Raw genomic sequence first — 23,456 nt, 5'->3', positions numbered from 1 at the left:
GAAATTATTATCATTTAGAGTGGTCTTTTTCTCTACCTGTTAAGGGAGGTTCACTCCTTGATAAGGGAGCAAACACAAAAAAACCTCAAGCATGCAGAAGATAACGTTCGATTCCGAACCCTATGTTCTAACACTTGAAGCTTTAAGCTTTCTGCATTTACAAATCTTCCTACAGCCTGTTTCGTTCCAAACTCTGTTGTTCGATACGTTTTAAGTATTCGCTTGGATTGCAGCCATAATGCTTACGGAAGGTCGTCGTGAAATTGCTGACATTGCTATATCCGACCGAAACAGCTGTTTTCCCTATATTCAAACCTTCAACCTCCATATACCAGAGCGCTTTCTCCATCCTTTTTATACGTACAAGCTCGAAGATCGTCATGCCAAATAATTCGCGGAAGCCTTTTTTCAGCTTGAATTCGTTGATACCTACCCGCTTAGCCAACTCACGTATAGATAACGGTTGTTCGAAATGGATTTGCACCAATTCATGTACCCGCTTCAGATTAGTAATATCATCATGCCGCAGCGTCATACTATCGCTAATAGAACCGTAACCATCAGACTCACCAAACAAAGCAATAAATTCAAGGGCTTTGCTCTCCATATATAAACGTCTCAATGTTCCATGATAGGTACAGTGGATCATTTCGGAGACACATTTTCGGATTGCCGCAGTATCTGGATAACGATCAATATTTCCACGATGATGTCTAAGCCAGGTTTCCATTTGCTGTGTCTCCGATAAATCTCCGGCGTAATTCAGCAGTTCACTAGGAGCAAACCGTATTTCCAGCAATTGATTGGGGACACCTGCTTTTTTCTCTTCATACACCTGAACATCCTCTAGAAAAAGGACATTGCCCATTTGTTTATCCGTGTAACTTTCCTTGCCGTTCCATTCGCAATAGATTTCTCCGCTTAGATTATAGCTTAGTTCAAACAACGGACAAGCTTCTTGAATGTGGAGCTTCATATCCTGTTCGTAAGTTATGTCCGTATACATAATCTCCATACCTGGACGAATCCGTGTACGGGTGACGCTTCCCTTACCAATATGTGAAGGAATAGTAAGCCGCTGTTCCCATTGGTTATGTTCAACATGCCCCTCTATCCGTTCTGTAAATTGATCAAAAAGATCATGAATTTCCATATTCAATATATTTAAAGTCATCGCAAACCTCTCCTTCTTCGCTCCTTGTATACGATGAGTTACATGATCTCTACTCTTGCTTCGTAAATGATAATTGTTATCACTTGAAAGTGTCAACATGAAACACAAAAAAGCATTGGCGTATTTTATCCTGCCAACGCTTTTTTAGTAGTAAAATAAGACCGTTCAAACCGATGGAAATGCATCCCTCCGGTATCTCAGCTCCCCCGTAACCTCCATAATCTTCGAGGCTAACAAATGCGAGGGCAGCTCGTAATCCACACAACCCAGCTTCGCGGCTGCTTCAGGCATTTCACTTTCAATAGAAGTTTCTTGCGATTCTACTAGCGTTGATTGGGCGCCAGCGTGTTTGGCAGCCAGCATCCCTTTAGCGCCATCATTTCCCATTCCGGTCATTAGGATTAAATGCTGCTGTAGACCAGTTAGTGCAGATATAGACTCAAACAAGATATCGACCGAAGGACAGTGTCCATTCACTGCAGGCTTTTTCATAAGTTTTATTCTGAGATCCTGCCCCTCCTGAATAATGGTCATATGAGAATTACCTGGAGCGATATAGACGGTTCCCCCGAGCACCGATTGCTTGTCCTTGGCTTCCACCACCCGTACACTTGAGAACCGATTCAGTCGTTCCGCCAATGCTTTTGTGTACTTGGGCGGGATATGTTGAACAACCAGCAGGGGATACGGGAAGCTCGCCGGGAGCGAGGAAATTAAGATTTCTAATGCTTTCGGCCCCCCTACTCCGCATCCAATTCCCACGATCTGCTCAATAACTTCTGTACATCCACTCTTAACGTTGTTTTGTTTCTCTTGTCGAGCTTTCACTTTGGAGATGTTTATATTGTTAAGAATAAGAGTTCTTAAAGGAATTTCAGCGGCTTTCTTAATTTTGAATAATAACTCATCTTTTATGCTGTATAGACCAGGTCCATAAGATTGAGCCGGCTTGGATATGAAATCCACTGCACCATTTTGTAAAGCAGTAATGGTTGCTGTTATTCCATCCTTTGTAGCGCCGCTCAGGATAAGTATAGGTGTTGGCCGCTGAGACATTATGCTTGTGAGTGCTACCAAACCGTTCAATTCCGGCATTTCTATATCTATAGCCACGACATCGGGCCTGAGTTTTTGAACCATGCTGATCGCTTCGGATGCATTTCGAGCTACTCCAATGACCTCGAGGCTTGAATCCTCCGAAATTAGGTTCGAGATCTGTTTACGCATGGTTACTGAAGCAGCTACAACGAGCACCTTTATTTTTTGCACTACTTCTCCTCTCCTATCAATGATAATACCCCTGACACTGTTTATTTAACTTTAAAAATAGATACCAGACTATTTAACTCTTCTGCTAGCTGAGCCAAAGCATTGGCGGTCGTTGCCGTTTCACTGCTGCTTGCCGCCATTTCTTCAGTTGCGGCGGATATGCTCTCAATTGAGAACATCACCTCAGACGATTGTGCGGCCTGTTCTTCACTGGCAGCTGCAATTTCTGTTACTTTATGAGCGGTATCGTTCACCATCGTAAGGATATGTTCAAAGGCTTCTCCATTTTTTTGTGAAAAAGCTACTCCTTCTACTACAGCATTTACACTGTGCTGCGTATTCTTCTGCATTTCTTTGATAATGCCCGTGATTTGTTTCGTAGCCCCACTGCTCCGCTCAGCTAACTTTCTTACTTCATTCGCAACAACGGCAAAACCTCGACCTTGTTCACCTGCGCGGGCCGCTTCAATCGCTGCGTTTAGGGCAAGCAGATTTGTCTGTTGGGCAATATCTTCAATCACCGCGATAATCTCACCAATCTTATCGGAGTCTTCCGCAAGTCTAGACATTTGTGTATCCAGTACTGCCATTCCTTCTACGGAGTTCTTAACCACGATCCCTCCATCTTGAGCAATACGCATCGTTTGATCTGAAAGCTCAGAGGCCTGTTCAGCACTCTGGGCTACTGAATTAATCGCCGCAGATAATTCTCGGAACAACTCATTCATCGTTTGTGCTGCACTAGCTTGACTCATACTTCCACTGGCTACTTCCTCTGTACTAGCTGAGATTTGCTGTGCAGCAGCTGAGACACTTTCCGCAGAAGACGAAATGCTGCTAACAGTGCGTCTTAGGTTCAGAACCATTTCATTAACAGAATAAGCTAGCATTCCAATCTCGTCCTTAGATTCCAGATTCGACGTTTCGCTTAAATCACCATTAGCCACTTTACCTAGCAGGCGCATTACTTGATTTAGAGGCCGTGCTATGATCTGCGATATTAGAAGACCCAGACCAATACTGATGAGCAGCGCAACAATAGTAACGCTAAACGTAATCAAACGAGAGGACTGATAAAGGTCATTGGCATTAACAATCGAACCTTGAGCCTGCTTCATATTGATGTCTATTAATTTTTGCAGAAAGTTAGTCAGCTCTGTTGTGGCTGTTTGCAAATCACTTTCGCGCAAATAATTTGTATATTTCTCATTACTAATATTTGTTTTATCAATTTCAATAGTATCATCAAGACTTGTGATATAACGTTGCCAGATCTCAGGATAATCTTTCATTATCGCCAATTCTTCTTCCCTCAACGCAGTCTTGCTATATTTACCCATGATCTCTTCAATACTTTGAACGTTTTTATGTATTTTATCTTCGTATTCTTTCTTTTCTGCCGCTGTTTTAGCCATCGTGTTTATATCACGGATATTGATTCTATTTGTTAAAAATAGTTCATTCGCTTCTCCCAGATAAGCTATAGGTGTTAAGCGATTTTCGTACATGTCCACGATAGAGCGGTCCATCTTACTCAAATTCGTAATTCCATAGAATCCTACAAAGCACAATATTGCGGATACTAACAGAAATGCGGAGATTAACTTCACTGCTGTCCTTAAATTATAAAACCACTTCATTTTCCTCAGCCCCTCATTGGCGTTAGTCATTTTTTAGTAATTCTTAGGAACTATTTCATCATATACGGTAAGCAGATTAAGGTAACCGAAAAAAAATAGCGCGACCACGCAAAAATATTGCGTCGTCCCGCAAAAAAAGCGCAGACCAAAAAATCCCGCCTCACAGCACCGTGAACGGGATTTTGATCTATTTGTTTGTTACGAATTTTCATAGTGAATTGTTGAAATCGGACTCCTTCAATATGCCCAGTCGTTTAGCTTTTATTGCCGCTTCAATTCTTGATTTCACATTTAGTTTTTGGAACAGACTCGTTAAACTGTATTCCAGCGATCGTTGACTCATAAGTACAATCTCTGCTATTTCCTTGTTGCTTTTTCCTTTTGCAATCTCTGTCAGCATTTCATGCTCTTTTTTGCTTATCTTCGGGTTTGCTTGGTCAATATTAATCTCCATTCCTTTAGGTGATACTTTTCTTAACTGTTTAACTAGGGTATGAGGCAAAATGACATCTCCCCTTAAAGCACAACGCACTGCTGCAACCAACTGCTCTCTATTGGTCGTTTTTGAAATAAATCCAAACAAACCCGATTCGATCATCAAGTTGAATTTGTTTGTAATTTCGTATCCGGTATAGATTAAGATAATCGCGTCTGCGTTTATTTTTAAGACTTCCTTCGCCAAATCAATCCCATTCCCATCAGCGATATGAAGATCAAACAGCATCACGTCAAACGTATGGCTACCCACCATGTTAAGCGCCTCATGGGCTGAATTGGCTAGGGTAACCTCCATATCTCCCTCTTGTTCCAGTATCATCTTAGTCCCTTCCATGACAGAGGGATGGTCGTCCACTAACAAAATTCGAATCATGCCTAATACACCCCTATCCCCTTATTATGCCCCATGATTAATCTGCAGGTATGGATATAAAGACAGCTAATCCCTTATTCTCTGGCGAAAGAAATCGTATGGTCCCATCCATACTGCGAACCCTTTCTTTCATCCCATAAATCCCCATGCTCTTAAGAGAATCCTCTCCTAAAAGGCTCATTCCAATTCCGTTATCTTCATAATCCAAAAGCACCTGTTGCCCTTCGCTAGCTAAGGAGATACGTACTTCTGTGGCACAAGAATGTTTAGCTGCGTTAGCCAAAAGTTCCTGCACAATACGGTACAGACCTATTAGAATCTCGTCTTTTAACTTATGCTTGAAAGCTGTTGACTCAAAATAAATCTGATAGTCGTTCCGCAGCTGAGCAAATTCAAACAACGTCTCAAGTGAGGAAGCAAGCCCCTCATTGATTAATGCTGGTGGCCTAAGCTCATTGCAGATCATCCGCAGTTCATAGATAACATCGAGTAAACCTTCTGTGATCTGTTCTAGCTGTTCCTTTAGTTCCCCCGTAACGGATTTATCACTTAAAAAATTATCAAGCTTACGATACCAGATGATCTGTTCTTGAAGTGCTGAATCATGTAAATCTTGAGCCAGCCGTTTGCGTTCATTCTCGGATAAATTAAACATAAAGCGCAGCAACCATGTCGGAGCTTGCTCGGAAGCCGCTAACTCAAGGTCCTTAGTTAGATCTTCTATGAGCAAAAAATTATCAAATAACACACTAACATAACGGGTAATCGTCTTCAGCCACACTCGAACAGAACTTATTTCTAATAAAATAGACTTCTCATTAATGGATAGAATATAGCTTTTTCTTCGGAACTCTCCGATCTTCAGTGAATAGCCCCGCTCGGTCTCAATAATCTCGCATATTTTATCATGGTTATCTTCAACTTCAACCATACAAATATTGGTAACCCGCAAGACCTCTCTAACTTCTTTCAGTAATCGTTGTTCCATGTGACTGATCTTCATCGCACCAAACAAATCTTGCGAGAATTGATCAAGACTCATCTGTAAGTTGAAATACCTTTCCTCGCTGTTCCGAATGATCTGCTCTGTAAGCTGTCTTTCCACCTCAATTTTTTTCCGATCACTGATATCCCTAAAGATAGAGATACATGCAACCTTACCCTTGTATAGAATTGAGCTAGCTGTTACTTCTACATCGATAATAGATCCATCTGACCGCACGACCTTTTGTTCAACAGGAGCTAATATCCGATTGGGTCCATAATAGATTTCACGCATCCGATCTCTAGCCAGCGTTATATAGTCCGGGTGGGCCCAATTAAAAATAGAGGTGCCAATCAATTGATCCTCACTACAAACTCCAAACAATCCTAAACAGGAAAAATTCACATAAAGGAATTTATATTCACTATGGAGTACTACCGCTTCAGGTGACATATCAATAAGCAGCCGATTGAGTTCCTCGCTTTCTCTAAGTTCACTCTCCATCTGGACCCTTTTTGTAATGTCTCTCGCTACGATCACAATACTAACTACTTCTCCATCCTCACCAAGAACAGGTGTACCCAAGCATTCCAGGTCTATAATGTGACCTTTGATGTGAATAAACCGATTGTAAAACATCTTACATACTTTTGTCCGAAAAATATCCAAGATCTGTTCCCGCAACACTTCTTGTTCATCAGGATGAATATACTCCAAAATAGTTGTGTTCTTTATTGAACCTACAGGAAGACCAATAATTTTCTCACAAGAGGACGAAGCAATAATGAAGTTCCCTTGCTGATCCAGAACCCCAATCATATCCTCCATATTCTCTGTAATAAGCCTGTACTCCGCCTCCCGCTGAGCCAGCCGCTTTTCTACCTCCACAGATGCAGTGGTATCTCTTGCGATAACAAAGGTACCCACAATTTGATTGTTTTCATGTACAGGGATGTTTTTCATCGACCAATGGTTAACTAATCCATTCTCGCGGACAGAAGTAACCGTATAATGCTGCAGAACTCCGCCAACCGTTTTATCAAAATAATCAGACATCATATGCGAATTCTCTGCGCCAAATAAATTCACAATGGATAAGTTCTCTCCGAATCTATTAAAAGCTTCTCCAGTAATTTGCTCTGCCGCTGGATTGATAGCCACAATGCTGCCCTGCAGATCCAATTCACACACGATATCTGGATTATGGTCAAACAGGGATTTGTAGCGCTGCTCACTTTTTAATAGAACCTCTTGCATCTGCTTTTTTTCCGTATGATCGATTAAGATCCCATTGAGCCGTACCACTGCCCCTGTCTCATCCATACTGGGAATGATCCTGACTTGGACCCATCGGAATTCACCGCTGGCATGGATGATCCGATATTCACTGAGATTGCTTATTCCTTGCCCCACTGTAGTTATAATCTCTTGAATTAAAGGCCGCTCTTCTTTAGGAGCAATTCTTAGCCAAAAGTCATCTTCCTTCGCCTGTTCTGGTGAATATCCCGTGATATTGAAAATGGCATCCGATATGAATAACATTTTCCGTGATACGTAATCGTAAGACCAAATCGCCACATCGATCGCAGCAAACATCTGCTGATACAGAGAAAAGCTACTCTCTAACTGCGCTTGAGCATTTTTTTGTTCCGTGATATCTATGATGACGCCATCTATTCGACAAACCTTATGCTCTTGATTAAAAACGGGCGTGCCTATACTTTGAACCCACTTCAGCGCTTTTGCAGGTAACTGCATACGATACTCAAGATTACATAGGTGACCAGAGTATAATTTATCTATATACGCATCAAAGCGTTCAAGATCCTCACCGTACACATATTCACGTAAAAAATTGGGGTTATGCGTTAAAGCATGATCTGAACAGTCCACCCATTTCTCCAAAACATTCGACATTGTCAGCAAATTCGCTTCCATGTCAATAGACCATGAGGTCATATCCTTGTCGCCAAGTGAATGCATATTGAGATTCCCTCCACATAAAAAGCCCCCCCTTTTCGGGGCGGCTTTTTCTTCCTATTCGCTATTTCGCAAGCGTCTTTACATTTTAGCCATTATCTACTGAGCAATCTGCTCGCGGATATTCTGCAATATTTTCTTCTCCAGCCGGGATACCTGCACTTGAGAAATCCCAAGGCGACTGGCAACCTCTGACTGCGTTTGGTCACGGTAATACCGAAGATAAACAATCAGCCGTTCACGCTCGCTGAGACCTCCGATAGCCTCATTCAGTGCCAGCTTATCAAACCAGCGTTCCTGTGATTCGTCAGCGATTTGATCAATCAGTGTGATCGGATCGCCATCATTCTCGAACACCGTCTCATGAATCGAGGTCGGTGGCTTGTTAGCTTCCTGAGCAAATACCACTTCTTCAGGGGTAACCCCCAGTGCCTCAGCAACTTCACCGATGGTAGGCAGACGGTCCAGCGTCTTAGACATTTCATCCTTCATCTTGCGGACCTTATTAGCCATCTCCTTAAGAGAACGGCTAACTTTCAAGGTTCCATCGTCGCGAAGGAAACGCTGAATCTCGCCAATGATCATCGGCACGGCATAAGTGGAGAATTTGACCTCATAGCTGAGGTCGAACTTATCAACGGACTTCAAGAGCCCGATGCAACCGATCTGGAACAAATCGTCAGGTTCATACCCGCGGTTCATAAACCGCTGCACTACCGACCAGACCAACCGGATATTGCAGCTAACTAGTGTGTCTCGGGCAAGATTATCTCCGGCCTGACTGAGCGCGATAAGACGTTTGACCTCCGCATCGTCCAAATAGGTCGGCGGAGCTTTTTTTGACTCTGCATCCATGGCTCCAACCCCTAATTGTATAAAGCTTTTTTCGAAACGATGGTTTTCTTCATTGAGATCGAAGTGCCGTGTCCCGGTTCACTAGTGACTTCAAATTCATCCATGAAATTCTCCATAATGGTAAAGCCCATGCCCGACCGCTCCAGCTCTGGCTTTGAGGTATATAGCGGCTGTTGTGCCAGCTCCAAATCCTCAATGCCCCGTCCCTGATCCTCAATGGTTAAATGTACCGTTTCGTTGTCCAGCGAAGCTGAAATAGTCACAATACCTTCCGGATCACTATCATACCCATGAATAATACAATTGGTGACCGCCTCCGACACGACTGTCTTCAGATCATTCAGCTCTTCCATTGTAGGATCAAGCCTAGAAACGAACGCCGCTACAACTACACGCGCGAATGATTCGTTCTCCGAGAGTGCAGCGAACTGCACGTTCATGAAGTTACCAGCCTTACCATTTGTCATAACGCAACCTCCAAATCCGAGAGTGCAGTGCTCTCGTCGTCATATAGGGGCATGATCTTGAACAGGCCTGACATTTCCAGAAGTCGCTTCACAGGTGCCGTTGCATCACACACCACCATTTTGCCGCCTTTACTATGGATCAGTTTATACCTTCCCAGAATTACGCCGAGACCCGAACTGTCCATAAACTGCAGATGCTTAAGACTAAGGATCAAATGCGATACCTGACCCCGCATAATCGCTTCATCCATATCCATTCTTACAAAATCGGCGGCATGATGATCGAGTTCCCCAGATAAACGGACAATCAGCACACCCCTGTGATGCTCCATTTCCACATTAGAATTCATGCTTGCCACTCTCCTCTTCGTTGCTTTGAAAACTTGGCCTTAAGAGACAGTACCCATTCTCTTCAAGGACAAGGTTTCTACGTGGCAAATCAGGAATCCTGCCTCACGACAAAACTAGAAGAAAACCCCTATGAATCTACAAAGCACATGGGCGCAATCTACAAAAAAGCTCTTTTTAATCCATGCCGAACATCGAGCCTGTTGTACGTTTAAAGAGCTTCCACCAGCCTGCTTTTGCCACAGCTTCCCCTGCTTTAAGTTCATACTCTTTAATCACTTGGGTTCCTTGGTAGACAACCAGCTTGCCTATGGACTGGCCTTCAGCCACTGGTGCCTTCACGCTTTCTGGAAGTACTAGTTCGTGACGAATGCCTTCTTGCGTCACACCTTTTTTCAAAAGAACACTATACGTCTCTTTCGCCGTAATCGGAAGCTCGGACTTCACACCCTTCTCAATCTTAAGGGTACCGATAGCGTCCCCTTCTTTGTGAATAGTGTGGATCTTATATTGCGAAAAGAGATAGTCAAACATGCCCGACACTTCACTGTTCCGTGTCTTCGTGTTCGGCTCACCCAGCACAACAGCAACAGCACGCAGACCGTCTCTTGCAGCCGTAGCGGATAAGCAGAATTTTGCTTCAGCGGTATATCCTGTTTTCAGTCCATCAGCGCCTGTATAGAAACGTACAAGCTTGTTCGTGTTTACCAACCAGAATGGTTTGGTGGAATCCTTACGCAGATAATCCTGATAGGAACCGGTATATTTGATAATTCTATCATGCTTTAAAAGCTCCCGGCTAATTACCGCAATATCGTAGGCTGAGGAATAGTGATTAGCAGCTGGAAGACCGTTGCAATTGGCAAAGTGGGTATCTTTCAGACCCAGCTCTTCCGCTCTTTTATTCATCAGATCGACAAAAGCGCTCTCCGAACCCGCTATTTTCTCTGCCATTGCCACAGATGCATCATTACCGGAGGCCATAGCGATGCCTTTGAGCATCTCATCCACCGACATTTCTTCACCAGGCTCCAGGAAAATTTGCGATCCGCCCATCGATGCGGCATATTCACTCGTGCGCACCTTATCCGTCAGTTGCAGTCTTCCTTCATCCAGTGCTTCCACCGTAAGCAGCATCGTCATAATCTTCGTAATACTTGCGGGAGGCAGCTTATCATGGCTGTTCTTTTCATAAATAATAGTGCCGGTGCCTGCATCCATCAAAATCGCTGAACGCGCACCAGGCGCAAGATCTACAGCGGCAGCATTACTGCCAGAATCCTTGCTTTTTTCCTCAGCATAAGCACCTGACATCGGTCCTAGAACCGACACAACGATACAGAGCACAAGCACAGCAAAACGCATTTTTCTCACAATGGTTCCCCTCCTGAACGTTAACCTTCATATCACAGGTACTGTGTTCCAGTTTCGTCAGAAAGGGTGGAAATTATTCCATTTCCAAGTAAATAACTATAATAATTTATCGCAAGAAGTAATGATGTTGTCAATAAAAAAAGCCCAGCAGCAGTTGCAGAGCATTTTTATTATAGGGGAGATCAAAAGTTAATTCAAATTTTAAGTATTTCCAATTTTTCCGTACTCATTTAACCCCCCTTTAAAGGAAAATGTAATATTTTAACGAATGGTATTTAAGAACTTAACTGCTTATAGAGGAGTGAATATACAGATGAACCACCTTGCAGATTGTATTGAAGCAGAAGCTAAACAGAACAATTTCTCTGGTGTAGTGCGGGTACAACAACCTGATAAAAAAGTCATCAGCAGTTGTTACGGTTATGCCAATAAGTCGGATAAGCGCGAAAACAATATTCATACTCGGTTCGGCATTGCTTCCGGGTGTAAAATATTTACCGCGATCGCTGTCTGCCAGCTGGTTGATCAGGGATTGATTTCTTTTGAAAGTAGACTAATAGATTATCTTAAAAAAGTAGATTTTCCTCTCTTTAGTCCCGACATCACCATACATCAGCTGCTAACGCATAGCTCTGGTATTCCGGATTATTTTGATGAAACAATTATGGATGATTTCGAGGATCTGTGGAAGGCACGGCCTATGTACACCTTGCGACAGCTTGAGAATTTTGTGCCGATGTTCCGAACCCTTCCCATGATGTGGACTCCTGGCGAACGTTTTCACTACAACAATGCCGGCTATATCGTGCTAGGCCTTCTGGTGGAGGAATTGAGTGGAATGACTTTTTCCGAGTATGTAGAGCAGCACATCTTTAAGCCTTGCGGAATGGAGCAATCCGGTTACTTTACGTTAGATGCCTTACCTGCCAACTGTGCACTAGGATACATAGAGGAAGAGAACGGAAACTGGAGAACCAACATCTACTCAATCCCGGTAAAAGGAGGCGCTGACGGTGGAGCTTTCGTCACTGCCCCCGACATGCAGCTATTCTGGAGCGGGTTAATCAACCATACATTATTGAGTCCAGTACTCACTTCATTATTGCTTACTCCCCATGTACATGTGGATGGCGAAGGCTATTATGGTTATGGTGTATGGATTACCCTCCGCGAAGAAAAAGTGTTCAAATTTCACATTATGGGCTATGATCCCGGTGTTTCCTTCCGGTCGGCTATCTATCCAGCTAGTGGCGAGACTGTGGTCGTATTATGTAATACAAGCAGCGGGGCTTCGCTGATATTCAATAAGATTAATAATCAGTTATAAATATTGCACCATTGAGCAAAACGCAAAGAAGCGACCTTCCCGTTATGGGAGGATCGCTGCTTTGTTGTTTGTTTAAGGCCATAGCCATGACAATATTTATATTGCCTAGGCTAGTACCGTGTTACCCCATCTTTAGTAACAAGTGCAAATACCAAAGGTTGGGCAGGAACAGGTTCAGAAGTGATACGGTAGGCTTCTAACACCTTACCTTCAGCTTCCTCTACTTTCTTCTCACTGGCATCATTGATATGCAAGACTGCAAGCGTCTCGCCGATCTCTACAGCATCTCCAACCTTTTTAGAAAGTTGAATCCCCACAGCCAGATCGATTACGGATTCCTTAGTTTCACGTCCAGCTCCAAGCAGCATAGCCGCAACGCCAATTTCCTCGGCCTGAATCCCTTCTATGAACCCTTTGGTTTTTGCTTTCACTTCAATGAATCGCTTAGCCGTAGGGAGCTTCTCCGGAGAATCAATTTGCGATACATCTCCACCTTGTGCCTTCACGATTTGTTTGAACTTCTCTAGCGCACTGCCATCTTCAATATGCGTCATAAGAATCGAACGTGCCTCCGCTTCATCCTTGGCTTTGCCGCCAAGAACAAGCATCTGGCTGCCCAGAATAAGACAGACCTCCTGCAGATCCTTCGGACCGTGACCCTTCAAGGTCTCGATTCCTTCCTTAATTTCCAACGCATTTCCGATCCCGTAACCAAGCGGCTGGTCCATATCACTGATAATCGCAACGGTATTGCGACCCAGATGCGTTCCAATGTCAACCATCGCCTGAGCGAGTGCTATAGAATCATCCAGCGTCTTCATAAAAGCACCGCTGCCTGTTTTGACATCCAACACGATCGCATCCGCACCTGCTGCAATCTTTTTGCTCATCACAGAGCTTGCAATAAGGGGGATGGATTCAACTGTTGCAGTTACATCCCGAAGGGCGTACAGCTTTTTGTCTGCGGGTGTAATGTTACCCGACTGGCCGATCACGGCAGCCCCGATCTCCCCTACTTGGTCAAAGAAACGCTCACGAGCCATCTCGATAGAGAAACCACTGATGGACTCCAGCTTATCGAGCGTGCCTCCAGTGTGCCCAAGTCCGCGGCCGGACATCTTCGCTACCGGTACTCCAGCAGAAGCTACCAAGGGTGCCAGTACTACAGTTGTTTTATCGCCCACTCCGCCTGTGGAGTGTTTATCAACCTTAATGCCTGCAATTGGGCTAAGATCTACTTGATCGCCGGACATCGCCATTTCCATCGTTAGATCGCCGGTTTCCCGCGCGTTCATGCCTTGGAAATAAACAGCCATTGCCCATGCAGAGAGCTGATAATCAGGCACTTGACCTTTACTGTAGCCCTGAATTAAAAAGGAAATTTCCTCACGACTCAGCTCTCCACCATCTCTTTTTTTCTGAATAATATCTACAGCTCTCATATTACACCTGCACTTCACGGACAATTGCGCGAGCAAGTCCGATAAATTTTGGTCTAGTCAAATTAGTTACCTTCATTATCTGTTCAAACGTCAATGGCTCAAGCTCATTCACTTGTGTCATAGATTGGACCTCCCAAAAATTCAAAATGCAGTATCCGAAATTACATTTTCGGAATAAAGCCCAACACCAGCTTCAGGAAACGCTCACGCACACGATCTGCAGTTTCCATAACCTCTTCATGGTTGAGCGGTTGATCCAGGATTCCCGCAGCCATGTTAGTAATACAGGAGATACCCAATACCTCGATACCTGCATGCCGGGCAACAATGGTTTCCGACACAGTAGACATGCCCACAGCGTCAGCCCCCAGATGACGAAGCATTACGATTTCAGCAGGTGTTTCGTAGCAAGGTCCCAGCAGACCTGCATATACACCTTCTTTGAATTCGAAATTCTGCTGCGCTGCCGTTTCCTTCGCTACCTTGATCAGGCGGCGGCTATAAGCGGTTGACATATCCGGGAAGCGCACGCCCAGTGCAGGATCATTAGGTCCTATTAACGGGTTCCGTCCCGTCATATTCAGATGATCCGTAAGGAGCATAAGATCGCCCGGCGTGAAATCTGTGTTCACTCCACCAGCAGCATTAGTTACTAATAGGCTGGCTATACCAAGTTCTTTCATAACCCGAACAGGGAATGCCGTAACCTCCGGTCCATAACCCTCATACATATGAAAGCGGCCCTTCATCATCACGACACGGCGTCCTTCAATCATACCGATCAGCAGTTCTCCCTCATGCCCTTCTACAGTGGACACAGGGAAGTGAGGAATCTCATCATATGGAATGCTGATTCCATCGGTGATCAGGTCTGCCAGCACACCGAGTCCTGAACCAAGGATCAATCCAATTTCCGGAGCCACCGGACATTTGTCTTTTATATAAATGGCTGCTTCTTGAATTTCTTTTTGAGTTAACATGCTATGGATGATCCTCCTTAATGAATGTTGTGGCGCAACCCACATTCTTTTATTGCAGTTTCGCTAAAAAGCTTGTCCCATACTGCGGCGCCTTCGCACCGAAATTATCAGCAATGGTTGCAGCAACATCCGAGAAGGTCTCACGAATACCCAAGCTATCTGGATGCTTAAGGCGTGGGCTGTAAATAAGCAGCGGCACATATTCACGAGTATGATCTGTTCCACTATGGATTGGATCATTCCCATGATCTGCTGAAATAATCAACAGGTCATCTTCACCAAGCGTGGATAGAATTTCAGGCAACGCCTGATCGAATACTTCCAGTGCATGACCGTATCCTTCCGGATCGCGACGGTGTCCATATAAAGAGTCAAAATCCACCAGATTCGTGAACAGCAACCCGTTGAACGGTTGGCGAAGCTGCTCAATGGTAACTTCGATACCATGTTCATTGCTCTTCGTAGGGTAAGAAGCTGTAACCCCTTCACCTGTGAAAATATCGTTGATCTTTCCTACCGCGATAACATCTTTTCCGATATCAGCCAGCGAATTCATTACCGTTGGTTCCGGTGGTTTCACGGCATAATCATGGCGATTCGAGGTCCGTACGAACTTTCCTGGTTCGCCAACATATGGACGAGCAATAACGCGCCCTACGGAGAATTCAGGAGCCATAGTTAGCTCACGGGCGATTTTACACGCGCTGTATAGCTCTTCCAGTGGAATGATATCTTCATGTGCCGCAAGCTGGAATACACTGTCCGCAGAGGTGTACACAATCCAAGCTCCGGTCTTCATCTGCTCTTCGCCATATTCAACTAAAATTTCCGTACCGGAAGCCGGTTTATTACCGATCACTTTCCGGCCAGTTGCTGCTTCGAATTTCTCAATCAATTCTGCCGGAAATCCATCCGGATACGTATTAAATGGAACCTCAATTTTCAGCCCCATCAGCTCCCAGTGCCCGGTCATCGTATCCTTACCTACAGATACTTCCTGCATCTTGCCATAATATCCAGTTGGTGAAGCTACAGGTTCAAGCGGCGGCAGCGGAGCAATATTAGCTAATCCTAACTGCTGAAGGTTAGGCAGTTTTAATCCGGGAACACGGTTCAAAATATGGCCAAGCGTATGTGACCCTGCATCACCAAAATTCGCAGCATCTGGAGCTTCTCCGATACCTACACTATCCAAAACAATAAAACCAATTCGTTTAAATGAGGACATATTGTCTTCACTCCTTTTTTAATATAGATCGTTCGTTCATTCGTTTGCACCAACAAGAAGAAACGGCTGTACCTTCTCCCGGAAGTCAGACGCTTCCGTAGCTAGCGATACAATGTATCGCCTGTCAGGTATCCGTTTCTGCCAAAGGATAACCTGTGGAAAATTACCCATTCCCCAGTCTATCCTATAAGTATGATTCCATCATAACTATCTTACTCACAAAAAGCATCTTTGAAGCATGATCAGCGAGCTCTGGGATGATGGCTCTCATATACTTCCTTCATATTCTTACGCGCGATACCGTTATAAATCTGAGTCGTCGAAATATCAGCATGACCCAGCATTTGTTGTACGGAACGCAAATCCGCTCCACCTTCCAGTAAATGGGCGGCAAAGGAATGCCTAAGCGTATGCGGTGTAATATCCTGCTCAATGTTTGCTTCCCGAGCGTATTTTTTTATGATTTTCCAGAACCCCTGGCGGGTTAAACGCCCACCTAGGCTATTCAGGAATATAGCCGGCTCCTCCTGATGATCACGAAGCAGCTTGTCCCGCATAAGAGAAGTGTAAGCTGCTACACTCTCTGCAGCAATGGTTCCAATGGGAACCACTCGTTCCTTGCCCGAAGTCCCTGTACAACGCGCAAACTTCATGTCTGTATGCACATCGTCTACGTTAAGAGAAATTAATTCAGAAACCTTTATCCCCGTTGCGTAGAGCAATTCCAGCATAGCCTTATCGCGCATCCCTTGTGCTGTACTCACATCTGGAGCAGCTAGCAGCCGCTCAACCTCCGAAACCGCAAGCACCATAGGTGGCTTCTTATCGGGCTTCATGGTTTCCATGTCCAGTGTTGGATCCTGCTCAATTAAACGTTCCTTCAGCAAATAATGAAAAAAGGCCCGCAGGGACACCGCGTTTCTGTTGAGCGTTGCAGTGGCTCTTCCCGCTCCGCGTAAGGAGCCAAGATATAACATCACATGAGATCTTCGGATTTCTTCAGGCTGCTCAACCCCCCGCTCTTCAGCAAACTCTAGAAACTGCGATACATCCCTACCGTAAGATTCCAGTGTATTCGGGGACAAGCCTTTATCTCCGGACAAATAATGTAAAAAAGGCTGCAAGTGTGACTTCATTATTTCACGCTCCTGTCCTGGCGCAGCTACTCTTAGTGTCTTCCTGCAGCACATTCAGCATGAGGCTTTAGCAGATGTGTACACAACGCTTACTCTGCATAAATCCACCCTAGCTTTCTTCGACATTCTTCTCGCTTGTTCCTGCTTCCTGCGGAGCTTTCATTCTCCGAACCAGTAATAGAAACGCAAGCGCTGCCGAGCATCCAGACCATCATCACCAACCTCGGCGTGATCAAATGCCCGAACAGCGGTGCCTTCAGGAATTCCATAGTTCTCTATCGGACTGAGCCATTCCCCTAGCCAGCTCATAGCATAGTAGAGTAAATAGCTTAGAGCCACAAACATGATCATAAAATACAGCTTACGCACTGTTTTGGGCACAGAAACAATCATAAGGACGCCTCCTATTACATATAAATGAATTCTGCTCGTCCTTCATTTTATGCTCCAAAAAAGGCTGATATGTATGGCTCTAATAGACTAATCATTTAAAAAGCCCCCTCCGGTATAGGAACCGGGGAGGACTTGTGAAGTTAATTCTTAATATAAGATAACTTTAGGATGGATTTCCGTCTGTATTGTTCTTATCAGTACAGCGGTAGCAAATCCCATGGAAATCAAGTCTATGATCAAGCACTGTGAAATTAAACTCTTTCTCCAGTCGCTCTTCCAGCGGACCGAGCCAATCCTCGCGAATCTCATCCATACTGCCGCATTGCACACAAATTAAGTGATGATGATGATGCTTCGCAGTATCTGTTCGCAAATCATACCGGGCTACACCGTCGCCGAAATTGATCTTTTCTACGACATGAAGCTCACTGAGAAGTTCGAGGGTACGATACACAGTCGCAAGACCGATCTCGGGAGCTTTCTCCTTCACGAGCATAAATACGTCTTCCGCGCTAAGATGATCTTCCTCATTCTCCAGCAGCACTCTTAAGGTCGCTTCCCGTTGGGGTGTAAGCTTGTATCCTTGGGATTGTAACTGTTGCTTAATCTTGTCTATCCGTGCTTCCACCTGTCTCCCTCCCCCTTGGATAATTACCGCACCGGTCTTCAAACCACTTCTTCCATTATAGGGGGTGTCGCTTTCAGAAGTCAAACGCTTTTACTGCACAGTCAAGGTCGTCACCGCTTGTACAAGTGAAGGCGTGACCCAACGCATCATGGTTGGTGTAACCCAGGTCTCAAAACATGAAATACCCAGGATCAAAAGCGCCATCACAAATGACAATATAGTGTACATGGTAAAAGGACGAGTCACTGGCGTCCGGCGCTGTCCCATCACCCGGCTGCGGATCATCTGCAAGGAAAAAGCTATCGCAGCTGCACTGCTAACCAGCAGCACAGGGATCAGCACCAGATTATGTGGAGCCACAGAGACTAACGCGAACAACATCCCATGCCAAGAATATTGACTGACCAGACAGCCAACCGTAAAACCAATCAGTACCCCTTTTAAAAAATCAAGAATCAAAATTCCCGGCAGCCCAATGACCGACAACCCAAGAATCCAGATCAGTCCGATCCATTTCAGATTCAAGGCCGCTATACTCCAGTACGAATCAGGTGCGGCTGGCAGACCTTGCTGATCAACCGTAACAAAGAAATTCCCCAGATAATCCCCCAGCTCCTGCTGCTGATCCATCGTAAGCGCACTAACGATAAGAGCTCCAAATACAACACCTACCAGAAATAATACGCCGACAAAAATATACAGAGGCGTCTGTTCCTTCATCATCAGCCGTAAATTACGCATATGGGACGTTCCCCTTTCCGGTTACATGTTACACCATATGAGAAAACGTCCCGCGATATGACTTGTCCTTCAGGTAATGCCTCTACTTTCTGGGCTGAACCACTTTACCGTACGTCCCGCCACCGCCTGCTGATAGCTCCAAAATTCCAGAGCGGGCCTGGACGATCATCGACGCCAGATCCGCACCTACAACGCTGGCAATTTCCGCTTCACCACAACCATGTAAAATGTTCATCTCAGTTCCAAACGCTTGCAGTAACGCGTTCATCTTCGCCTTCCCTAACCCCGGGATAAATTCAAGCGGAACCTGATAATGATAGGGTGGACGGTCAGCAGGCACTAACGGGGTCTTGCGGTCTGTAATATCTAGGATCCGGTCGAAGACACCTCTAACCAGCTTAAGACTGCCGCAATATTGGCAACGGTCCGAGTTGACATAAGCCTCATCAATAATACTGCCACAGCCCCCGCAATAGCTCCGGTGGTATTTGCCAAGCCGCGGATTAAGTCCGAAATTAGCACTTACCTTCCGCCCATCTTTACGTTCCAGTGCAAGCCGCAATTCAGCGAACGAAGGCCGTGCCAGCTCCATCACATTATACTCACGCCCTAACTTACCCAGTGAATGCGCATCTGAGTTGGTTAGAAACGTGAAATTATCCAGCTCAGAGAGATATCCAGCCATTTCGGAATCTGCACTCAGCCCAAGTTCAACCGCAGCTATGCGGTCCAGATCAAAGATGTCCGCCATACGCTCGGCAGCACAGCCGTACAAGCCCTTGTGAGGCGTGAAAATATGTGCAGGGATAAGAATGCCTCCCCGGCCGTAAATCTCATCCTGAAGCTCCCTAGCCGGAGCATACAGGCGTTGGGAACTTAGATTCACGTTCCGCATATAGCGGCTCATCCACGTACTAAAGTCGGTCATGCGTTCCACGTCCGGCATGTAAGCGAGCACATGGCACTCTTTTCGCCCTGGCTCGCGGATTTCAATCTCTGTTCCCAGAATGATCGTAGTCCCTCGGTAAGCAATGCCTCCACCTTCAGCTAATGTCATCTCTCCAGATTCCAAAGAGCGCTGAATATCCCGCAGTACGCCAGGTGAATGACTATCTATAATACCGATCATTTCTAGTCCCTTGCGCTCTGCAGCTTCTTTGGCAATGCCCGCAAAGGTAAGCTCGCGGCTGCCGCTAATTTTGACAGCCTGACCTTCCGACGTTCGCCCAATATGAACATGCAAATCGCAATAGAAACTCTTCAGTTCAGTTGTTAATTCCATTGGCCTGTCAGCGTGTATAGATGCCAAGCGTACACTGCCATCATCGTTTTTGCATCCGCGATGCGCCCGTCAGCCATATATTGATACGCTTCCTCCAGGGTAAGCTCCGAAACCTCTAGAAATTCATCCTCGTCCAGTGACATGTCCCCTGGTTGAGCGTTAGTAGTCACATACAAATGAATAATCTCATCGGCGAAGCCGGGAGAAGTATAGAAGGATTTAAGCAATTTCAGATCTCCACTGTGAAATCCAGTCTCTTCCTGAAGTTCACGACCAGCCGCAACTAATGGATCTTCACCTTTATCCAGCTTCCCAGCAGGAATTTCCACCTCAGTGCGTTGCATGGGCTGACGGTATTGCTCTACAACAAGCATTTTATTGTTATTTAAAGCAAGCACCGCTACAGCGCCGGGATGCTTCACAACTTCACGTGTCGCAGTATTTCCATCAGGCAGTCTCACTGTGTCCACCTGCAAAGATATAATCTTCCCATCAAAAACAGGCTGTGTAGACAATGTCACTTCATCAAGCTCGGGTTTGCTGTGCAAATGTTGTTCTCCCATAAAGTTTCTGGTCTCCTTTTTCTCTATTGTGCATACGGTGTATTATAGCAAACTTAAAGGGAAAGAAGGAATTTCAGATGAATGAAATCTTCAGCCGTACAAGCTCATCCGCAGTTATGATGGTAGGTAAGCCGGAGGAAATAAAGGCCATCTTGGCTGGATGGATCCAGCAGTATGGGCGCGATATGCCCTTGGCATACATTCTTTCCCTGCACGATCAATCCGCAATCCTTCCGTCCAAGGCAGGATGAATTCATCCTCTCCTTTGGGACTTAGCCATACATGTTCACACAACTATAGGGGGTGTCTCAAAAGCCATGAAATGGCTGCTGGGGCACCCCAGTCTTTTTGCGTCGCCCCGATTAGGGGGAATTGCCCTTAGGCCGCTGGTATTGGACACAGGTTGATTGATTAAGCAACTAATGGGCTTACGATGCTGGCATGTGACACAACTTGTTGATCGCGCACCATGCTGGCGTCAGACACAACTTGTTGATCGCTCACGATGCTGATATCTAGCACAAGTTGTTTGATTAGGTTGCTATTGCGCCTACCTTTGTACGCTATCGGACTCAGTTGACCTTAAACACACCTTTTCCGCACTTTTGCTATGCTATCGGACCCCAGTGACGCTATCGGCACGAAAAACACACTATATGCTCTTCTTTATAAGGAATAGCTGCACGGGTGTCCGAAACTCTGCTCAAATGGCGATAATTTTGCTTATAGCGTCATCTGGGTCCTTTAGCCTCAAGAGAGGGGGCGGACTTAGCATTATCGCTCTCTGACATCGGAAGTGACTCGCGCTTTCGGACTCAGTTGACCTTAAACACACCTTTCCCGCACTTTTGCTATGCTATCGGACCCCAGTGACGCTATCGGTACAAAAAACACACTATATGCTCCTCTTCTTATGGAATAGCTGCGCTGGTGTCCGAAACTCTCCTCAAATGGCGATAATTTTGCTTATAGCGTCATCTGGGTCCTTTAGCCTCAAGAGAGGGGCGGACTTAGCATTATCGCTCTCTGACATCGGAAGTGACTCGCGCTATCGGACACAGTTGCACTTAAACACACCTTTTCCCCACTTTTACGATGCTATCGGACCCCAGTGACGCTATCGGCACGAAAAACACACTATATGCTCCTCTTATTAAGGAATAGCTGCGCTCGTGTCCGAAACTCTGCTCAATTGGCGATAATTTTGCTTTTAGCGTCATCTGGGTCCTTTAGCCTCAAGAGAGGGGGCGGACTTGGCGCTATCGGACACAGCTTCCCTTAAACACACCTTTTCCCTACTTTTGCGATTCTATCGGACCCCATTGCAGCTATCGGCACGAAAAACACACTATATGCTCCTCTTCTTATGGAATAGCTGCGCTGGTGTCCGAAACTCTTCTCAAATGGCGATAATTTTGCTTTTAGCGTCATCTGGGTCTTTTAGCCTCAAGAGAGGGGTGGCATCCGGGCATTCCGGAAATTTCTACTTCGAGACTCGCCAAAAGCGGCATTAGAGGTCGCATGACTTTTTTGGGATTACCCTAAATATAGCTGCACTAAACTCCCCATAAAAAAAATACAGAGCAGCAATCCTCCGTTACGGTAGAATCGCTGCTCTGCTGTTTTATAAGGTGGTTAGCCCTTTACGCTCTCTTTTACAATATTCACAACGAGTTCAGCCACTTTAACGATATCTTCGGCTTTAATCCGTTCCTTGGTAGTATGGATATGTTCATAACCCACTGCAAGGTTAACAGTCGAAACATCTAGACCGTTGAACACGTTAGCGTCACTACCTCCGCCAGAGTGGAACAGACGTGGAGTAAGCCCCATAGAAGTAATGGCCCGCTGTGCAAGCTGCACTACCGGATCATGTTCATTAAAGCTAAAAGCAGGGTAGATGATTTCACTGCGGAATTCGCATTCTGCGCCGTATTCCCGCACAGTTGTCTCGAGCGCTTCGCGCATCGAAGCGATTTGATCGCCAACCTTCTCCTGCACAATACTGCGTGCTTCTGCATCCAGCTGGACGTGATCGCACACTACATTCGTTGGGCCGCCGCCAGCGAACTTTCCAATATTCGCTGTGGTTTCGTTATCAATACGACCCAGCTTCATGGCTGCAATCGCTTTGCTAGCGACTTGAATTGCGCTGATGCCGTCCTCTGGGTTCACGCCAGCATGAGCCGATTTTCCAAAGATTTGCATCGTGATTTTAGCCTGTGTCGGTGCTGCGACCGCAATCGCACCAACTTCACCATTGGAATCAAGTGCAAAGCCGAAGTCTGCATCCAAGTTGCTTGGATCCATCGAACGTGCGCCCAGCAATCCAGATTCTTCACCCGCTGTGATCACGAATTGAATCTGACCATGCGGAAGCTTTTGCTCTTGGATCACACGAATGGCTTCGAACAATGCAGCAAGTCCTGCTTTATCATCAGCTCCAAGAATCGTAGTGCCATCACTTGTAATCCATCCATCTGAACCAAGTGTAGGCTTGATATTTTGTCCGGGAACAACCGTATCCATATGGCAAGTGAACAGAAGCTTTGGAGCAGCTCCTCCATTCTCAGCTGGCCAGGTAATGAATAGATTACCTGCTCCATGTCCGGTTCTTTCCTGGGAATCGTCTTCGAGCACTTCTAAACCCAGTTCGTTAAACTTACTCTTAAGGACATCGGCAATCTGCCGTTCATTTCTTGTTTCGCTATCAACTTGGACAAGTTCCATAAACTCCTGAATCAATCGGTCTTGTGAAATCACTGGACTTCCC

At 45.4% G+C, this 23,456-nt stretch carries 21 protein-coding genes; 2 read left to right on the top strand and 19 right to left on the bottom strand.

Going from position 1 to position 23,456, the window contains the following annotated elements:
* Positions 1-169 precede the first annotated feature (169 nt).
* From MHH63_RS06455 to MHH63_RS06415, 9 genes are all read right to left on the bottom strand, one after another.
* A complete protein-coding gene (locus tag MHH63_RS06455) occupies positions 170-1,174 on the bottom strand; it encodes an AraC family transcriptional regulator (protein ID WP_076129500.1) in 1,005 nt (334 codons plus the stop codon).
* 165 nt (positions 1,175-1,339) lie between these two features.
* A complete protein-coding gene (gene cheB / locus MHH63_RS06450) occupies positions 1,340-2,443 on the bottom strand; it encodes a chemotaxis-specific protein-glutamate methyltransferase CheB (RefSeq protein ID WP_280753011.1) in 1,104 nt (367 codons plus the stop codon).
* Positions 2,444-2,484: 41 nt separating this feature from the next.
* Positions 2,485-4,083, bottom strand: a complete 1,599-nt coding sequence (locus MHH63_RS06445) for a methyl-accepting chemotaxis protein (RefSeq protein WP_280753010.1) — start codon at positions 4,081-4,083, stop codon at positions 2,485-2,487.
* A 208-nt stretch (positions 4,084-4,291) separates the two neighbouring features.
* On the bottom strand, positions 4,292-4,954 hold the full coding sequence (locus MHH63_RS06440; RefSeq protein WP_076219667.1) for a response regulator transcription factor: 663 nt from the start codon (positions 4,952-4,954) through the stop codon (positions 4,292-4,294).
* A 37-nt stretch (positions 4,955-4,991) separates the two neighbouring features.
* Complete coding sequence (locus tag MHH63_RS06435; protein WP_280753009.1) at positions 4,992-7,922, bottom strand: sensor histidine kinase; 2,931 nt, start codon at positions 7,920-7,922, stop codon at positions 4,992-4,994.
* Between the two features lie 96 nt (positions 7,923-8,018).
* A complete protein-coding gene (gene sigF / locus MHH63_RS06430; RefSeq protein ID WP_036676059.1) occupies positions 8,019-8,774 on the bottom strand; it encodes an RNA polymerase sporulation sigma factor SigF in 756 nt (251 codons plus the stop codon).
* Between the two features lie 11 nt (positions 8,775-8,785).
* Positions 8,786-9,241: an anti-sigma F factor gene (gene spoIIAB, locus MHH63_RS06425; protein ID WP_339244274.1), complete on the bottom strand. Its 456-nt coding sequence runs from the start codon at positions 9,239-9,241 to the stop codon at positions 8,786-8,788.
* A complete protein-coding gene (gene spoIIAA, locus MHH63_RS06420; RefSeq protein ID WP_036676057.1) occupies positions 9,238-9,591 on the bottom strand; it encodes an anti-sigma F factor antagonist in 354 nt (117 codons plus the stop codon). The genes spoIIAB and spoIIAA overlap by 4 nt, the downstream gene beginning before the upstream one ends.
* A gap of 175 nt (positions 9,592-9,766) precedes the next feature.
* Entirely contained in the window at positions 9,767-10,903 is a 1,137-nt protein-coding gene (locus MHH63_RS06415; protein ID WP_235219379.1) for a D-alanyl-D-alanine carboxypeptidase family protein, read from the bottom strand.
* A 373-nt stretch (positions 10,904-11,276) separates the two neighbouring features.
* Between MHH63_RS06415 and MHH63_RS06410 the strand changes: the two genes are divergently transcribed.
* On the top strand, positions 11,277-12,290 hold the full coding sequence (locus tag MHH63_RS06410) for a serine hydrolase domain-containing protein (RefSeq protein WP_339244276.1): 1,014 nt from the start codon (positions 11,277-11,279) through the stop codon (positions 12,288-12,290).
* Between the two features lie 110 nt (positions 12,291-12,400).
* On the opposite strand, the gene MHH63_RS06405 is transcribed toward MHH63_RS06410, so the two are convergent.
* From MHH63_RS06405 to MHH63_RS06365, 9 genes are all read right to left on the bottom strand, one after another.
* Positions 12,401-13,732 (bottom strand): pyrimidine-nucleoside phosphorylase, encoded by a 1,332-nt coding sequence (locus tag MHH63_RS06405; RefSeq protein WP_341171323.1) that lies wholly within the window; start codon positions 13,730-13,732, stop codon positions 12,401-12,403.
* A gap of 161 nt (positions 13,733-13,893) precedes the next feature.
* Positions 13,894-14,712: a purine-nucleoside phosphorylase gene (locus tag MHH63_RS06400; protein WP_036676055.1), complete on the bottom strand. Its 819-nt coding sequence runs from the start codon at positions 14,710-14,712 to the stop codon at positions 13,894-13,896.
* A 49-nt stretch (positions 14,713-14,761) separates the two neighbouring features.
* Positions 14,762-15,940, bottom strand: a complete 1,179-nt coding sequence (gene deoB, locus MHH63_RS06395) for a phosphopentomutase (RefSeq protein ID WP_076129494.1) — start codon at positions 15,938-15,940, stop codon at positions 14,762-14,764.
* 242 nt (positions 15,941-16,182) lie between these two features.
* Complete coding sequence (gene xerD, locus MHH63_RS06390; protein ID WP_076192308.1) at positions 16,183-17,076, bottom strand: site-specific tyrosine recombinase XerD; 894 nt, start codon at positions 17,074-17,076, stop codon at positions 16,183-16,185.
* Positions 17,077-17,235: 159 nt separating this feature from the next.
* On the bottom strand, positions 17,236-17,469 hold the full coding sequence (locus MHH63_RS06385; RefSeq protein WP_036676052.1) for a DUF4227 family protein: 234 nt from the start codon (positions 17,467-17,469) through the stop codon (positions 17,236-17,238).
* Positions 17,470-17,632: 163 nt separating this feature from the next.
* Entirely contained in the window at positions 17,633-18,097 is a 465-nt protein-coding gene (gene fur, locus MHH63_RS06380; protein WP_036676051.1) for a ferric iron uptake transcriptional regulator, read from the bottom strand.
* 90 nt (positions 18,098-18,187) lie between these two features.
* Positions 18,188-18,838, bottom strand: coding sequence for a stage II sporulation protein M (gene spoIIM / locus MHH63_RS06375; RefSeq protein ID WP_036676050.1), 651 nt, complete (start codon positions 18,836-18,838; stop codon positions 18,188-18,190).
* An 82-nt stretch (positions 18,839-18,920) separates the two neighbouring features.
* A complete protein-coding gene (locus tag MHH63_RS06370) occupies positions 18,921-20,120 on the bottom strand; it encodes an endonuclease Q family protein (protein ID WP_339281219.1) in 1,200 nt (399 codons plus the stop codon).
* Positions 20,111-20,683, bottom strand: coding sequence for an NUDIX hydrolase (locus MHH63_RS06365; RefSeq protein WP_036676048.1), 573 nt, complete (start codon positions 20,681-20,683; stop codon positions 20,111-20,113). The genes MHH63_RS06370 and MHH63_RS06365 overlap by 10 nt, the downstream gene beginning before the upstream one ends.
* Positions 20,684-20,760: 77 nt before the next feature.
* Between MHH63_RS06365 and MHH63_RS06360 the strand changes: the two genes are divergently transcribed.
* On the top strand, positions 20,761-20,934 hold the full coding sequence (locus MHH63_RS06360; RefSeq protein WP_162636775.1) for a hypothetical protein: 174 nt from the start codon (positions 20,761-20,763) through the stop codon (positions 20,932-20,934).
* Positions 20,935-22,318: 1,384 nt separating this feature from the next.
* Here MHH63_RS06360 and MHH63_RS06355 read toward each other — a convergent pair.
* Positions 22,319-23,446 carry a tripeptidase T gene (locus MHH63_RS06355; RefSeq protein ID WP_341171322.1) on the bottom strand — a complete coding sequence of 376 codons (1,128 nt, stop codon included), beginning with the start codon at positions 23,444-23,446 and terminating at the stop codon, positions 22,319-22,321.
* Between the last annotated feature and the right edge of the window lie 10 nt (positions 23,447-23,456).

It is taken from the genome of Paenibacillus sp. FSL H3-0310, from assembly GCF_038002785.1.
Lineage (GTDB): Bacteria > Bacillota > Bacilli > Paenibacillales > Paenibacillaceae > Paenibacillus_AQ > Paenibacillus_AQ odorifer.
The sequence above is the reverse complement of the archived record's forward strand: the minus strand, read 5'-3'. Positions and strand labels throughout refer to the sequence as shown.